The 13,983-nt window shown below is 67.9% G+C and carries 12 protein-coding genes; 7 read left to right on the top strand and 5 right to left on the bottom strand.

Annotated features, from left to right (window positions below; translation table 11 throughout):
• Positions 1 to 122 precede the first annotated feature (122 nt).
• The 6 genes from ACK4E3_RS09235 (at position 123) to ACK4E3_RS09210 (ending at position 5,278) form a co-directional block, all read left to right on the top strand.
• A complete protein-coding gene (locus tag ACK4E3_RS09235) occupies positions 123 to 1,508 on the top strand; it encodes an NAD(P)/FAD-dependent oxidoreductase (RefSeq protein ID WP_409699541.1) in 1,386 nt (461 codons plus the stop codon).
• Positions 1,505 to 2,299, top strand: a complete 795-nt coding sequence (locus ACK4E3_RS09230; RefSeq protein ID WP_409699538.1) for a DUF1365 domain-containing protein — start codon at positions 1,505 to 1,507, stop codon at positions 2,297 to 2,299. Before ACK4E3_RS09235 ends, ACK4E3_RS09230 begins: the two co-directional genes overlap by 4 nt.
• A gap of 129 nt (positions 2,300 to 2,428) precedes the next feature.
• A complete protein-coding gene (locus ACK4E3_RS09225; protein WP_409699535.1) occupies positions 2,429 to 3,136 on the top strand; it encodes a CoA transferase subunit A in 708 nt (235 codons plus the stop codon).
• A 55-nt stretch (positions 3,137 to 3,191) separates the two neighbouring features.
• A complete protein-coding gene (locus tag ACK4E3_RS09220; RefSeq protein WP_409699532.1) occupies positions 3,192 to 3,566 on the top strand; it encodes a four helix bundle protein in 375 nt (124 codons plus the stop codon).
• A 53-nt stretch (positions 3,567 to 3,619) separates the two neighbouring features.
• Positions 3,620 to 4,279, top strand: coding sequence for a 3-oxoacid CoA-transferase subunit B (locus tag ACK4E3_RS09215; protein WP_409699529.1), 660 nt, complete (start codon positions 3,620 to 3,622; stop codon positions 4,277 to 4,279).
• A gap of 78 nt (positions 4,280 to 4,357) precedes the next feature.
• Entirely contained in the window at positions 4,358 to 5,278 is a 921-nt protein-coding gene (locus ACK4E3_RS09210; protein WP_409699526.1) for a toxic anion resistance protein, read from the top strand.
• Here the strand turns inward: ACK4E3_RS09210 and ileS are convergent.
• From ileS to ACK4E3_RS09190, 4 genes are all read right to left on the bottom strand, one after another.
• Positions 5,275 to 8,229, bottom strand: coding sequence for an isoleucine--tRNA ligase (gene ileS, locus ACK4E3_RS09205; RefSeq protein WP_409699523.1), 2,955 nt, complete (start codon positions 8,227 to 8,229; stop codon positions 5,275 to 5,277). The two genes, ACK4E3_RS09210 and ileS, sit on opposite strands and share 4 nt — an antisense overlap.
• Positions 8,230 to 8,471: 242 nt before the next feature.
• Complete coding sequence (locus ACK4E3_RS09200) at positions 8,472 to 9,416, bottom strand: bifunctional riboflavin kinase/FAD synthetase (RefSeq protein ID WP_409699520.1); 945 nt, start codon at positions 9,414 to 9,416, stop codon at positions 8,472 to 8,474.
• Positions 9,416 to 9,856 carry a MaoC family dehydratase gene (locus tag ACK4E3_RS09195; protein WP_409699517.1) on the bottom strand — a complete coding sequence of 147 codons (441 nt, stop codon included), beginning with the start codon at positions 9,854 to 9,856 and terminating at the stop codon, positions 9,416 to 9,418. The genes ACK4E3_RS09200 and ACK4E3_RS09195 overlap by 1 nt, the downstream gene beginning before the upstream one ends.
• Positions 9,857 to 9,870: 14 nt before the next feature.
• Positions 9,871 to 10,740, bottom strand: coding sequence for a TIGR01459 family HAD-type hydrolase (locus tag ACK4E3_RS09190; protein ID WP_409699514.1), 870 nt, complete (start codon positions 10,738 to 10,740; stop codon positions 9,871 to 9,873).
• A gap of 141 nt (positions 10,741 to 10,881) precedes the next feature.
• Here ACK4E3_RS09190 and ACK4E3_RS09185 point away from each other — a divergent pair, with 141 nt between their 5' ends.
• Positions 10,882 to 12,696: an SLC13 family permease gene (locus tag ACK4E3_RS09185; protein WP_409699511.1), complete on the top strand. Its 1,815-nt coding sequence runs from the start codon at positions 10,882 to 10,884 to the stop codon at positions 12,694 to 12,696.
• Positions 12,697 to 12,700: 4 nt separating this feature from the next.
• On the opposite strand, the gene ACK4E3_RS09180 is transcribed toward ACK4E3_RS09185, so the two are convergent.
• Entirely contained in the window at positions 12,701 to 13,969 is a 1,269-nt protein-coding gene (locus ACK4E3_RS09180) for a lytic murein transglycosylase (protein WP_409699508.1), read from the bottom strand.
• Between the last annotated feature and the right edge of the window lie 14 nt (positions 13,970 to 13,983).

Below are 13,983 nucleotides of genomic sequence, written 5' to 3'. Positions count from 1 at the left end.
ACAGGGCACGCGACAGGGCACCCGACAGTGCATGGATCTCGTCCGGGGCCTCATCCGGCGACGGATCCGGCGCGTAGTTCCGTGTGGCCGATGTCAGGGCGGCCGCACAGCCGGAGCCATTCATGAGTCCCCATCTTCTGATCGACAATACGGTGCAGGCCAGGGCCACGGGCGCAGCCCAGGTCCAGCGGCGACAGCGCATCGCCGTTGTGGGCAGTGGCATCAGCGGGCTGTCCTCGGCCTGGCTGCTCTCGCAGGCTCACGACGTGGTGCTGTTCGAGCAGGATGCACGACTGGGCGGTCACTCACACACCATAGACGCCCGCGACGATCAGCATGGCACCACCGCCGTGGACACCGGCTTCATCGTGTTCAACGAGCCGAACTATCCCAACCTCACCGCCCTGTTCGCGCACCTGGGCGTCGAGACGATCCCGGCGCGGATGTCCTTTGGGGTCTCGCTGGACGAGGGCGCGCTCGAATACGCCAGCCACGGCCTGAAAGCCCTGTTCGCCCAGCGGCGCAATCTGGTGAACCCGCGCTTCTGGCGCATGATCAGCGACCTGCTGCGTTTTCAGAAGACCGCCCCGCGCGACCTGCCCGAGCTGGAGCGCTCGCTGATCAGCCTCGACGACTATCTGAAATGGCGCGGCTATGGCCCGCTGTTCCGTGACGGGCACCTGCTGCCCCAGGCGGCGGCGATCTGGTCGTCATCCATGAAGCAGATGGGCGACTATCCGGCCGCCTCCTTCATCCGCTTCTACATGAACCACAACCTGCTCAGCATCGACGTGCGGCCCAACTGGCGCACGGTGAAGGGCGGCAGCCGCGAATATGTCACCCGCCTTCGCGCCGCCATGAGCGCCGATGTGCACGAGAGCACGCCCGTCAGAGCCATCGCCCGGCGCGACGATGGCGTCAGCCTCACCCTCGGTGATGGCCGGGTGATGGATTTCGATGCCGTGGTGCTGGCCTGCCACTCCGATCAGGCCCTGCGCCTGCTCGATCAGCCCACCGCCGACGAGCAGCGCCTGCTGGGTGCCATCGCCTATCAGAAGAACCGCGTGGTGCTGCACCGGGACACCCGGCTGATGCCCCGGCGCCGCTCGGCCTGGGCGGCATGGAATCACATCGGCCAGCTTTCCGATGCGGGCGAGGGCGGCGTCACCTACTGGATGAACAAGCTGCAGAGCCTTGATGGCCCGCCCCTCTTCGTGACGCTGAACCCGACCCGCGAGCCGGACCCGGCCCTCGTCATCGAGGAGAACGAGTTCGAGCACCCGGTGTTCGACGTGCGCGCCGTCTCGGCCCAGAAGGGGCTGTGGTCGCTTCAGGGGGTGCGCAACACCTGGTTCTGCGGTGCCTGGTTCGGGGCGGGCTTTCACGAGGATGGGCTTCAGGCCGGACTGGCGGTTGCCGAACAGCTGGGCGGCGTGCGTCGCCCCTGGAGCGTGCGCAACGAGAGCGGGCGCATCATCCTGCCTACCCCTCTGGTCGAGGCTGCATGATCGAACCGGGCGAAGGCGCGCTCTATGCGGGTGTCGTGACCCATCAGCGCCACCGCCCCTTCCGGCACGGGCTGAAATATCGCGTCTTCATGCTGCTGGTGGATGTCGAGCGCATCGACTCCCTGACCCGGCGCCTTCGCCTGCTCGGCAGCGGACGCTTTGGCCTGATGTCGCTGCGGGCGGCCGATCACGGCGATGGCTCGGACACGCCGCTGCGCCAGCAGATCGAGGCATTGATGCAGGGCGCAGGCGTGCACCTCGACGGCGGGCCGGTGCGGCTCCTGACCATGCCGCGCGTGCTGGGCTACGGCTTCAATCCGCTCAGCGTCTATTACGGCCATGGCCCCGACGGGCGTTTGCGCGCCATCGTCTATGAGGTCAGCAACACCTTCGGCGAGCGGCACAGCTATGTCATCGCCACGCCCGACGCCGACAGTGCGCGCGATCACAGCGCCGAGAAGATCTTTCACGTCTCGCCCTTCATGCCGCTGGGCCATGCTTACGACTTTCGCCTGCTCCAGCCGGGCGAGCACCTGTCGATCAGCATCAATGTGCGCGATGGCGAGGCCCTGGTTCTGAACGCCGCCTTCACCGCCACGCGCCGCCCGCTGTCTGATGCGTCCCTGCTGCGCGCCTTTCTCGGCCATCCCCTGCTGACGCTGAAGGTCATCGCCGCGATCCACTGGGAGGCACTGCGCATCGTGCTCAAGGGCGGGCGCTATCACCGCAGGCCGCCCCTGCCCGCCCGGCCCTTCAGCCATGGCCACGGCAAGACCCGCCCCGCATCCTGAAAACCGCTCTGGCCCCGCCCCAAAGCCACTCTTGAACCACTCTTGCGGTTTTCCAGACGCCCAACTTGGTCTAGTAAGCCGGGCAGGCTCCGATATATTCACCAGAACATGAAAAGCGGGAGGTGGCCCATGCGCGACAAGATTTTCCCCGATGCGGCTGCGGCCCTGGAGGGGCTGACCTTCGATGGCATGACCGTCATGGCGGGCGGTTTTGGCCTGTGCGGCATTCCCGAGAACCTGATCGCCGCCCTGCGTGATTCCGGTGCCAAGGGCCTGACGGTCATCTCCAACAACGCGGGCGTTGACGGCTTTGGCCTCGGCCAGCTGCTCGAGACCCGCCAGATCGCCAAGATGATCAGCTCCTATGTGGGCGAGAACAAGGAGTTCGAGCGCCAGTATCTGTCCGGCGAGCTGGAGCTGGAGTTCAATCCCCAGGGCACCCTGGCCGAGCGCATCCGCGCGGGCGGGGCGGGCATTCCGGCCTTCTTCACCGCCACGGGCGTGGGCACTCTGGTGGCCGAGGGCAAGGAGGTGCGCAGCTTTGGCGGGCGCGACTATGTGATGGAAACGGGCCTCGTGGCCGATCTGGCCATCGTCAAGGCCTGGAAGGCCGACGAGGCGGGCAACCTCGTGTTCCGCAGGACGGCGCGCAACTTCAATCCCATGATGGCCACCGCCGGGCGCACCTGTGTCGTCGAGGTCGAGGAAATCGTGCCGGTCGGATCGCTCGATCCCGATCACATCCACACGCCGGGCATCTATGTCGATCGCCTGATCAAGGGCACGTTCGAAAAACGCATCGAACAGCGCACCGTGCGTCAGCGCGCGAGCGCCTGACCGGGCACTGGGCGTGAGGGTTGGGGTTTGGGGTGTGGGGTGTGGGGTGTGACGAATGGCAATGCCGCTGAGGTCGTATCGAGACTTGACGGTCTGGCAAGACGGCATTGGTCTGGTGAAAGCGTGCTACGTCATCACGCGATCTTTCCCGAAGGATGAGCTGTTCGGTTTGACATCCCAGATCAGGCGTTCAGCGGTCTCCATCCCTGCCAACATTGCTGAAGGATATGGGCGCGGAACACGCAAAGATTATGTGAGACACCTGATGATCGCCCAAGGATCGCTCAAGGAATTGGAAACGCACCTGATTATCGCATCGGAAGTCGACCTCGCGCCTGGCGGTGAAATCGAGCCGGCGCTGAGGCGATGTGACCCGCTGGGCCGAGGCCTCGGAGCCTTGATCCGATCACTGCGCACAAAAGACGACTGACCCTCCCCACACCCCACACCCCACACCCCACACCCCACACCCGGATCAAACCCATGCCTCGCACCCGTGAACAACTCGCCGAACGTGCCGCCAGGGAACTTCAGGACGGCTTCTATGTGAACCTGGGCATCGGCATACCGACGCTGGTGGCCAACTACATCCCCGAGGGCATGACCGTGACGCTGCAAAGCGAGAACGGCATGCTGGGCATGGGCCCGTTCCCCTTCGAGGACGAGGTCGATGCCGACCTGATCAATGCGGGCAAGCAGACCATCACCGCCCTGCCCGAGACCGCCTATTTCAGCTCGGCCGACAGCTTCGCCATGATCCGCGGCGGGCACATCGACCTGTCGATCCTGGGTGCCATGGAAGTGGCCGAGAACGGCGACATCGCCAACTGGATGATCCCCGGCAAGCTGGTCAAGGGCATGGGCGGGGCCATGGACCTGGTGGCGGGCGTCAAGCGCGTGGTGGTGGTCATGGATCACGCCAACAAGCATGGCCAGTCCAAGGTGCTCAAGCGCTGCACCCTGCCGCTGACCGGCACGGGCGTGGTCAGCCGCATCATCACCGACCTGTGCGTGTTCGACGTGCTGCCCGACGGCGCGGGGCTGCACCTGATCGAGCTGGCCGAGGGCGTCAGCCTCGATGACGTGGCGGACCGGACCGAGGCGTCCTATTCGGTTTCCGAAAATCTGAAAGCACTGGCATAGTGGCATTAACCATTATGCCGGGCATGGGGCGCGCTTGAGCCTTCACTCCCGCCCGGTTCGTACCGATGGAGGGGAGACATGACGACCGAGGCCACCCGAGCGGCCCAGCCCGACAGCGCTGGCGCAAATCCCGGAGGCGTCGATCAGGCGCGTGCGGCCGCCATCCGCAATGCCACCGACTTCACCGATGCCGCCGCCGTGGCCAGCTTTGGCGAGGCATTGATTACGCGCGCAGGCGAGCTGCTCGACCAGCTCAAGACCGCCACCAGCCCGGCCCTGATCGCGCCATGCCGCGAGGAGCTGGAAGCGTGCCGCAGCGCGCTGGAGCCGCTGGACGCCCGCCGCCTGACCCCGCGCACCGGTCTGGGCGGACTGTTCGACAGCCGGGGCAAGCGCCTCAAGGCCCTGCGCCAGTCCTTCGAGGCGGGTGCTTCGCGCCTGTCGGCCTCGCTCGGCAGCCTCGACGAGACTGTCGCACGGCTGCACGGCCATGCGGGCGAGCTTGACACCCTTCATGCGGCGCTGCGTGATCTGGTCACGGAGTTCGACACCCATCTGGCTGCGGGGCGCACGGCCCTCGCCCAGATGCCGCTGGCCCAGCCCGCCGATACCGATGCCAGCGAGGCAGTGAGCGATACGGGAAGCGAGGCCGCGCCCGATCTGCGCGCCGCCCTGTCGGCACGGCTCGACCAGCTGGCGCGCCTGCGCCGGTGCGTGCTGTCGCATCTGGCCCTGACGCGCGTGATCCAGAACGCCGATGTTCACTCGGCCCAGGGCCTTGCCAGCGTGCGTCCGGCCGTGGAGCGCTTCTCGGGCCTGTGGCGCGAGGGGCTCGGCCTCGACAGGCGCCGCCCGCGCCGTGTGCGCCCCGAGCCCGCCCCGCTCAGCGACGCGCGCGAGGCCCTGATCGCGGCTCTGGGTGCCATCGAGCGTCGCCTCGGCTCGGCGCGCGAGCGGCTCGAGGATGCGGCGCGGCGCTCGGATGCGGCCCGCTCCTAGCCTGCCTTTCGCCCGTCCAGCCAGCGCACCGCATCGGCATCGCGTGCCGACAGGTCGGGATAGTCGGGATCAGAGCCCACGTCCGGCACCCGCCGCCACGAGCGCGCGCATTTGGGATGATCGGCCGGCCTCACCTCGACCGTGATGGCACCATCGCCGATCACCAGCGCGGCACCCGAGGTGCGGAAAACCTCGGCCGGATCAACCGGGTCCACCTTGCTGCCGTCGGCCAGCACGCCCTCGAAAAGCCGGGCCTCGGTCATCGGCAGGGTGACGCGCGGCCAGGCGTCGAGCGCCCCGCCGATCACCTTGTCGCGCCGCGCTGCCTCCAGCGCCTCGTTGACCGCCTCGATCACATCCTGGATGCCGGACCAGCGCCCGGCCTCGACATCGTTGCGCCACTCGGCGGGCGTGTCGGGGATTACGCGCAGGCAGTTCGAGGGCGCATCGGCAAAGCGCGTGCTCCACGCCTCTTCCATGGTGAAGGGCACCAGCGGGGCCAGCCAGGCGGTCAGGCGCTCGAACACCGCATCCATTACCGTGCGGCACGCGCGGCGGCGCAGGGCATCGGGGCGGTCGCAATAGAGGCTGTCCTTGCGGATGTCGAAATAGAGCGCCGAGAGGTCGTGGGTGCAGAAGCTCATGATCGGACGGATCACGCCCTGAAAGTCATAGCGCCCATAGGCGGCGCGCACCTGACCATCCAGCTCCCACAGCCGGTGCAGGATGTAGCGCTCCAGCGGCGGCATCTGGTCGGCATCCACCCGCTCGGCCTCGTCAAAGCCCTTCAGCGCGCCCAGCAGGTAGCGCAGGGTGTTCCTCAGCTTGCGATAGGCGTCGATGGTGGTCTGCAGGATCTGCTTGCCGATGCGCTGATCCTCGGAGGTGTCGGTCAGGGCCACCCAAAGCCGCAGGATGTCAGCGCCCGATTCCTTGATGATCGTCTGGGGCTCGATGGTGTTGCCCCTGGACTTGGACATCTTCTCGCCGTTCTCGTCCAGGGTGAAGCCATGGGTCAGCACCGCCTGATAGGGCGCGCGCCCGCGCGTGGCGCAGGCCTGCAGCAGCGATGACTGGAACCAGCCGCGGTGCTGGTCCGAACCCTCCAGATAAAGATCGGCCGGCCAGTGCGAGTCCGCGCGCCCCTCAAGCGTGAAGGCGTGGGTGCAGCCGGAATCGAACCACACATCGAGGATGTCCTCGATCTTCTCGTAGCGCTCGACATCGTGACCGGCGCCGAGGAAATCACTGGCCGGGCGGGTGAACCAGGCATCGGCCCCTTCGGCCTCGATGGCCTCGAGGATGCGTGCGTCCACGGCCTCGTCATTGAGCGGGGTGCCGGTGTGGCGATCCACGAACATGGCCAGCGGCGTGCCCCAGGCGCGCTGGCGGCTGATCAGCCAGTCGGGGCGCGTCTCGACCATGGCGCGGATGCGGTTGCGCCCCTGTTCGGGATGGAAGGTGGTCGCATCGATGGCCGCCAGCGCCGTCTCGCGCAGGGTTTTCTCGCCGTCCATGCGGACGAACCCCAGAGCTTTGGAGTTTAGTGGTTCGTCCATGCGCACAAACCACTGGGGGGTATTGCGGAAGATCACCGGGGCCTTGGAGCGCCACGAATGCGGATAGGTGTGCTCCAGCCGCCCACGCGCCAGCAGGTTGCCCGCCTCGATCAGCTTTTCGGTGACGGCCTTGTTGGCATCGCCGAAGCGCCCTGCCTTCTTGCCCTCGGTCTCGATGACCTTCAGGCCCGCGAACAGGGGAACGTGATCGAAATAGGCGCCGTCCGCATCGACCGTCTCGGGGATCTCGTGATGACCGTGGGCGCGCCAGACCTCATAGTCCTCGGCCCCGTGGCCGGGGGCGGTGTGCACAAAGCCCGTGCCCGCATCGTCCGTGACGTGATCGCCCGCCAGCAGCGGCACCGAGAAGCCGTAGCCCGGATCAAGCTCGGCCAGCGGATGGGCGCACTCCAGCCCTGACGGATCGATGCCGTCTATGCGCACAAAGCGCGCCACCTTCGCCTCTTTCAGCACGGCTTCGGCCAGGGCGTCGGCCAGGATCAGCCGCTCGCCGGGACGCGCCCAGGGCGAGAACTCCAGCCCTTCCTCAAGGGTCTCGACCTCATAGAGGCCGTATTCGATGTCCGGCCCATAGGCGATGGCGCGGTTGGCCGGGATGGTCCAGGGCGTGGTGGTCCAGATCACCACGCTCGGCGTCGCGTTGCGGAACGCCAGCAGGTCGTCGGGGTGATGATCGCCCGCGCCGCGCACCGGGAATTTCACCCACACCGTCGGCGAGACGAGGGTGTGATATTCCACCTCGGCGTCGGCCAGGGCCGTGCGCTCGACGGGGCTCCACATCACCGGCTTGGAGCCGCGATAGAGCTGGCCGGTGTTCTTGAAGCGGTGGAACTCGCGCACGATGGCCGCCTCGGTGGCGAAATCCATGGTGGCATAGCGCCCGGCCCAGTCGCCCAGCACGCCGAGGCGGCGGAACTCCTCGCTCTGGGCCTCGATCCAGCCGCCGGCATAGTCGCGGCAGGCGGCGCGGAAGGCGGCCTTGCTCACCTCGTCCTTGCGCTTGCCCTGCTTGCGGAACTGCTCCTCGATCTTCCATTCGATGGGCAGGCCGTGGCAGTCCCAGCCCGGCACATAGTCCACGTCCCTGCCCAGCAGGAACTGCGAGCGGACCACGAAGTCCTTGAGCGTCTTGTTCAGGGCGTGGCCGATGTGGATGGCGCCGTTGGCATAGGGCGGGCCGTCATGCAGCACGAACAGCTCCGCGCCCTGGCCCTGGCGCGCCCGGCGCAGGTCGCCATACAGATCGCCCCAGCGCTCGAGGATCGCGGGCTCTTTCTGGGGAAGCCCGCCGCGCATGGGAAAGTCGGTCTCGGGCAGGAACACCGTGTCGCGATAGTCGCGCCCGGACGGGGTGGAGGTTGCGTCGGCCATGGTCTGTCTCGGCTCTCGTAGGCTCGGTTGCGCACCAGCGCAGGTGAAGGTCAGGGGCAGGGCGTGATCGACATCCCGGCGAGCGCGGGGCCGCAGCGGGCCCTCGATCGCTACGCCGGGCGGCTAATGCGCGCCGCCCCGTCGCCGGCCCGGCTTCTGGGGCAGCGTGTGGCGATGACAATCGTGCCGGTGCGAACCTTCATGGCTGATGCTCTAGCAGAGGCCCGTGCGGCTGCACAGGTTCACGAGGCGCTCTTTTCCGCCGCCAGCACGGCACGGGCCGCCTCGGCATCGCGGGCGATCTGGGCCTTGAGCGCCTCGAGCCCGTCCAGCATGGCCTCGTCACGCAGGTGCGCGATCAGGGCCGTCTCGATCACCCGGCCATAGAGATCGCCCGAAAAGCCGAACAGCCAGACTTCCAGCATGGGCTCGCGGGTCTCGAACATGGGCCGCAGGCCAAGGTTCGCCACGCCATCGAAGACGCGCCCGTCGGCCAGGGTGCTGCGCGTGGCATAGACGCCGTAGCGCGGCCGCACATAGTCGCCCAGCGCGACATTGGCCGTGGGCACCCCGATGGTGCGCCCGCGCGCATCGCCGTGGATCACCTCGCCGCGAATGGCGAAGGGCCGCGTCAGGATCGCGCGCGCTGCGTCCATGTCGCCGCTCATCAGCGCGTCTCGAACCGCGCTGGACGACAGCTTGCCCCCGCCCGCCCCCGTGACCGGCGCGCGGATCGACACCGAAAAGCCCAGCGCCTCGCCATAGGCCCGCAGCGACTCTGGCGAGCCCGTTCGCCCGCGGCCAAAGGTGATGTCGAAGCCCGCCGCCACATGGCGTGCGCCCAGCCCCTCACCCAGCACGCGGCGGGCGAACGCCTCGTCGGACATCTCCGCCATCTCGCGGTCAAAGGGCAGTCGATAGAGCCGCTCCACCCCCAGCGCCGCCAGCGCCCGAACCATCTGGTCGTGATCCATCAGGCGGAATGGCTCCGCATCGGGCTGGAAATAGCGGCGCGGGTGCGGCTCGAAGCTGATGACGGCCGGGGCCACGCCGAGACTGCGTGCGGCGGCGAGGGCATCTTGGATGACCTGCTGGTGGCCCAGATGCACCCCGTCGAAATTGCCCAGCGCCACGGCCGCGCCGCGCTGGTCCGTGGGCAGAGCCTTCCAGCCCTCGACAACCTGCATCAGCCGGGCTTCCTGCGCCGGGGCACCCGCACCAGCGCCTCGCCGTCCATGACGACCTCGCCGCCCACCAGGCACTCGGTGCGAAGCGTGACGCGCGCGCTGGCCTCGTCGATGGCGATCACCTCGACGCGCGCCACCACCACGTCGCCGATGCGCACCGGCTTGTGAAAGCTGAGGGTCTGGGACAGATAGATCGCGCCCGCGCCGGGCAGCTTCGTGCCCACCACCGCTGAGCCGAACGAGGCCGACAAAAGGCCGTGGGCGATGCGTCCGCGATAGGGCGTGCGCCGCGCGAAATCCTCGTCGGTATGCACCGGATTGAAGTCGTCCGACGCCTCGGCGAAGCGCTGGATGCGCGCCTCGGTCACGGTGATTTCAATCTCCGCGCTCATGCCGACGGACAGCTCCGGCAGGATGTAGCCGTCTTCGCGGTGGGTCATGTTGCTCATCAACGCTACCAGACAAGATCAAGGGTGGAATAGCGCGCGCGCGTGCCCGCCTCCACCAGAAGGGACTGCGCCCCGGCGACATCGAGCCCGCCGTTCGCGCTCATGGCGGCCTTGCCGTGGATGCCCTTGGCCACGAAAAGGCAGTCGATTCCTTGCGCCTCGGCCCCCATCACATCGGTGACGAGGCCATCGCCTATGGCCAGCACCCGCTCTCGCGCCACCGGCCTTCCCAGCAGCGCCTGCGCGCGCTCGAAGCTCAGGCGATAGATGGGCTCATGGGGCTTTCCGGCCATGATGACCTTGCCGCCGAGACTCTCGTAGAGATCCGCCAGGGCACCTGCACAATAGATGATGGTATCGCCGCGCTGCACGATCCGGTCAGGGTTGGCGCACACCATGGGCAGATCGCGCGCCGCCGCAATGCCGAGGCTCTCTCGATAGGTCTCGGGCGTGTCGCGGGCGTCATCATAAAGGCCCGTGCAACTGATGAAGTCCGCCTGCTCCGGCCCGTCCACCAGCGTCAGGGCCATGCCCTCGTAGAGGGTGCGGTCACGCGCGGGGCCAAGCGCCCAGGCCCGGCCCGGCGCGCGCCGCGCCAGCTCGTCCAGCGTGGCATCGCCCGAGGTCACGAACCCCTGCCAGCTCTCGCGGGGCACCTTGAGGTGATCGAGCTGGGCGACCACGTCGCTGCTGGGGCGCGGCGAGTTCGACACCAGCACCACAGGACCGCGTGCCTCGGCAAAGCGCGCCAGCGCCGCGCACGCCTCGGGCCAGCTTTCGCGCCCGTTGTGGATCACGCCCCACACATCGCAGAACACGACATCGTAGTCGGCAGCGATCTCGGAAAGGCGGGCGACGGGCTGGGTCGGGCTCATGGCCCCTGCCCCTAAGGGTTTCGCTGCCCCTTGAAAACCCCACAGCGCGCGTACGAGGCTGATCTGGCGTCTGGAACGGCATTGGCTTAACGGGGTTTAGTTGTGCAGGCGCACAAGCGTGCGCCCGCGCCGGGGGCTCCATTGGAAATCATATCGCTGCAGATGATCGCGGGCCTGATCGAGGCCAACAGCGCACTGATCGGCCTGTTCGTACTCATCGGCCTGTTCGCGGCCTTCATATCCGAGCGTTTCCCCCCCACGGTGGTGGCGGTGGCGGGGGTGGCCGTCATGCTCGCGCTGGGGCTGCTGCCGGTGCAGACGGCGGTGGCAACACTGGGCAATTCGGCGCCCATCACCATTGCGGCCATGTTCATCCTGTCGGGCGCGCTGGTGCGCACGGGCACCATCGAGGCCATCATCGGCGTGCTGACCAAACGTGCCCAGTCCCGCCCCCGCCAGACCACCACAGAAGTCCTGGGCGGTGCGCTGGTGGCCCCGGCCTTCATGAACAACACGCCCGTGGTCATCATCCTGATCCCGGTCATCCGCAGGCTGGCGCGCACCATGGAGGTGGCCTCCACGCGCCTGCTGATCCCGCTGTCCTATGTCACCATCCTGTCGGGTACACTGACCCTGATCGGCACCTCGACCAATCTGCTGGTGGACGGTGTCGCGCGCGATCTGGGACAGCCCGCCTTCGGCATCTTCGAGATCACCGGCGTGGGCCTCGTCACGGCCATCACGGGCGTGATCGTGCTGGCCCTGCTGGGGCCATGGCTGCTGCCCAACCGGCCCGACAGCGCGCTGGAGGACAACGAGAGCCATGCCTTTCTCACCGACCTGCTGGTCAAGGAGGGCTCCGAGGTGGTGGGCGAGCGCGTCGGCGACATCCCCGAGCTGCGCCATGCGGGCGTCAAGGTGGTGGGTATCCGCCGCGAGGGGCAGATGCTGCGCCGAGAGCTCGACGACGAGGTGCTCGAGCCCGGCGACCGGCTGGTGATCTCGGCGGCCCCGCACGAGCTGGTGGCTCTGGCCAACGGTCATGACTTCGTGGTCGGCATCAACGGTCTTGGCGCGCTCAATCTGGCCGACGACGAGGACCGCGACAGCATCGAGCTGATCGAGGCCACCATCGCGCCGACCCATCCGGCCATCGGTCGGCGTCTGGCCGAGATTCCCATGCTCTCGCGGCTCAAGCTGCGCATTCTGGGCATTAGCCGCGCGCGCCACCTGCCCGGCCCCGACCTGCCCAATGCCCGCATCCGCGCCGCTGACAGCCTGCTGATCGCCGCCGCGCCCGAGGCCATCGGCGACCTGCGTGACAACCGCAACCTGATCGGCGTGGGCCAGTCCCAGGCCCGCTCGTTCCGCCGCACCAAGGCACCCGTCGCCATCGCGGCGCTGGCAGGCGTGGTCGGGCTGGCCGCCTTCAACGTCATGCCCATCGCCGGTCTGGCCATCATCGGCGTGGCCATCATCCTGCTGTTCCGCTGCGTCGATGCGGAGGAGGCCTGGGCCGCCATCGACGGCGAGGTTCTGGTGCTGATCTTTGCCATGCTGGCCATCGGTGCGGGCCTTCAGAACGCAGGCACCATCAATGCCATCGTCGGCTTTGCCACGCCCTGGCTGATGGTCCTGCCGCCATTCGCGGTGCTGGTGGCGCTCTATGCCCTGACGTCCATCCTGACCGAGCTGGTCACGAACAATGGCGTTGCCGTCATCATGACCCCCATCGCCATCGGCCTTGCCGAGGCACTTGGTGTGGATGCAAGACCGTTTCTGGTGGCCGTGATGTTTGCCGCCTCGGCCAGCTTCGCCACGCCCATCGGCTATCAGACCAACACCCTGGTCTATGCGGCCGGGGACTACCGCTTCACGGACTTCCTCAAGATCGGCGTGCCCATGGCGGTGATCGTGGGCATCACCACCTGCATGGCCATCTACTGGCTGTTCTGACGGCTCAGAGACCGGCTTCGAAGCGCAGGCGCTCGACCAGCGGTGCGGTCAGGTGCCCGTCGGCGGTGATGCCGCGCGCCTGCTGATAGGCACGCAGCGCCCGGCGCGTGCCTGCCCCGATCACCCCGTCGATGCCGCCGGGATCAAAGCCCAGCGCCTGCAAGGCACGCTGGGCATCGAAGCGCTGGTCGCGCGACAGGGGCGCCTCGTCAGGCCAGCTGCGCGTCAGGGCGGGTCTTCCGGCCATGCCATCCGCCAGCAGGCCGATGGCCAGCGCATAGGCGACCGAATTGTTGTAGCGGCGGATCACATAGTGATTGGGCAGGGCGAGGAATGCCGGACCGTTCGCACCTTGCGGCAGCAGTATGCTCGCCTGCTCGCCCGCCTCGGCGGCATTCAGCACCACGCCATTGGTGAGAGTGATCCCGCGCGCGGCCCAGACCTGCCAGGGCTGGCGGTCGGTCTCGGCCAGGGCATAGTCGAAGCCTTCGGGCAGGCGCACCTCATAGGCCCAGCCCTGCCCGCGCTTCCAGCCCGCCTGCGCCAGCAGGTTCGCTGCCGAGGCCAGGGCATCGGGGGCCGAGCCCCAGATGTCCACGCGCCCGTCGCCATCGCCGTCGACGGCAAGGCGCAGATAGTTGTCGGGCATGAACTGGCTCTGGCCCATGGCCCCGGCCCACGAGCCGCGCAGGCGCTCGCGGCTGGCCCGGCCCGAGATCACGATGTCCAGCGCGTCTTTTAGCTGGCTCTCGGCCCAGTCTCGCCTGCGCCCGTCGTGGGCCAGCGTCGCCAGCGAGCGGATCACGTCCATGTCGCCCTGAATGCGGCCAAAGGCGCTTTCCTGCGCCCAGATACCCACCAGGATCTCTCGCGGCACGCCATAGCGCTGCTCGATGGCGGCCAGCTGTGTGACCTCGCTCATGCGCTGGCGCCCGATGGACAGGCGGTCCGCCGTCACCGCGCCGGTGACATAGGCCCCCACGGGGCGCGAGAACTCGGGCTGGTTGCGATCGCGGCTGATGACCGTGGGATCGGGGGTCAGTCCGGCCAGCTCGCGCTCATAGGCCGCGCGGTTGGCCCCGCCGTGGCGCGACAGGAACCCTTCCTTCCAGGCCTCGAAGCTGGCGTATTCGCCCGTGCTGGCTGCGGGCGGCGGGGTCTGGACCTCGGCGCGCTGAACAGGTTCCGCAGGCGCGGGCGCAGCCTCCTGCGGCGCCTCGATCATCGGGGCGCAGGCGGCGGTCAAGGCGATCAGAACCAGGCGCAGGGACATGGGAGCCAATTACC

The sequence above is a fragment of the Brevundimonas sp. genome (assembly GCF_046299595.1).
Taxonomy (GTDB): Bacteria; Pseudomonadota; Alphaproteobacteria; order Caulobacterales; family Caulobacteraceae; genus Brevundimonas.
This window is presented reverse-complemented; position numbering and strand designations above follow the sequence as displayed.

What these genes read in the sequence shown, in the direction of transcription:
- ACK4E3_RS09235 (WP_409699541.1), top strand. Translation starts at nt 123, where the DNA reads ATGAGTCCCCATCTTCTGATCGACAATACGGTGCAGGCCAGGGCCACG.
- ACK4E3_RS09230 (WP_409699538.1), top strand. Translation starts at nt 1,505, where the DNA reads ATGATCGAACCGGGCGAAGGCGCGCTCTATGCGGGTGTCGTGACCCAT.
- ACK4E3_RS09225 (WP_409699535.1), top strand. Translation starts at nt 2,429, where the DNA reads ATGCGCGACAAGATTTTCCCCGATGCGGCTGCGGCCCTGGAGGGGCTG.
- ACK4E3_RS09220 (WP_409699532.1), top strand. Translation starts at nt 3,192, where the DNA reads ATGGCAATGCCGCTGAGGTCGTATCGAGACTTGACGGTCTGGCAAGAC.
- ACK4E3_RS09215 (WP_409699529.1), top strand. Translation starts at nt 3,620, where the DNA reads ATGCCTCGCACCCGTGAACAACTCGCCGAACGTGCCGCCAGGGAACTT.
- ACK4E3_RS09210 (WP_409699526.1), top strand. Translation starts at nt 4,358, where the DNA reads ATGACGACCGAGGCCACCCGAGCGGCCCAGCCCGACAGCGCTGGCGCA.
- ileS (WP_409699523.1), bottom strand. Translation starts at nt 8,229, where the DNA reads ATGGCCGACGCAACCTCCACCCCGTCCGGGCGCGACTATCGCGACACG.
- ACK4E3_RS09200 (WP_409699520.1), bottom strand. Translation starts at nt 9,416, where the DNA reads ATGCAGGTTGTCGAGGGCTGGAAGGCTCTGCCCACGGACCAGCGCGGC.
- ACK4E3_RS09195 (WP_409699517.1), bottom strand. Translation starts at nt 9,856, where the DNA reads ATGACCCACCGCGAAGACGGCTACATCCTGCCGGAGCTGTCCGTCGGC.
- ACK4E3_RS09190 (WP_409699514.1), bottom strand. Translation starts at nt 10,740, where the DNA reads ATGAGCCCGACCCAGCCCGTCGCCCGCCTTTCCGAGATCGCTGCCGAC.
- ACK4E3_RS09180 (WP_409699508.1), bottom strand. Translation starts at nt 13,969, where the DNA reads ATGTCCCTGCGCCTGGTTCTGATCGCCTTGACCGCCGCCTGCGCCCCG.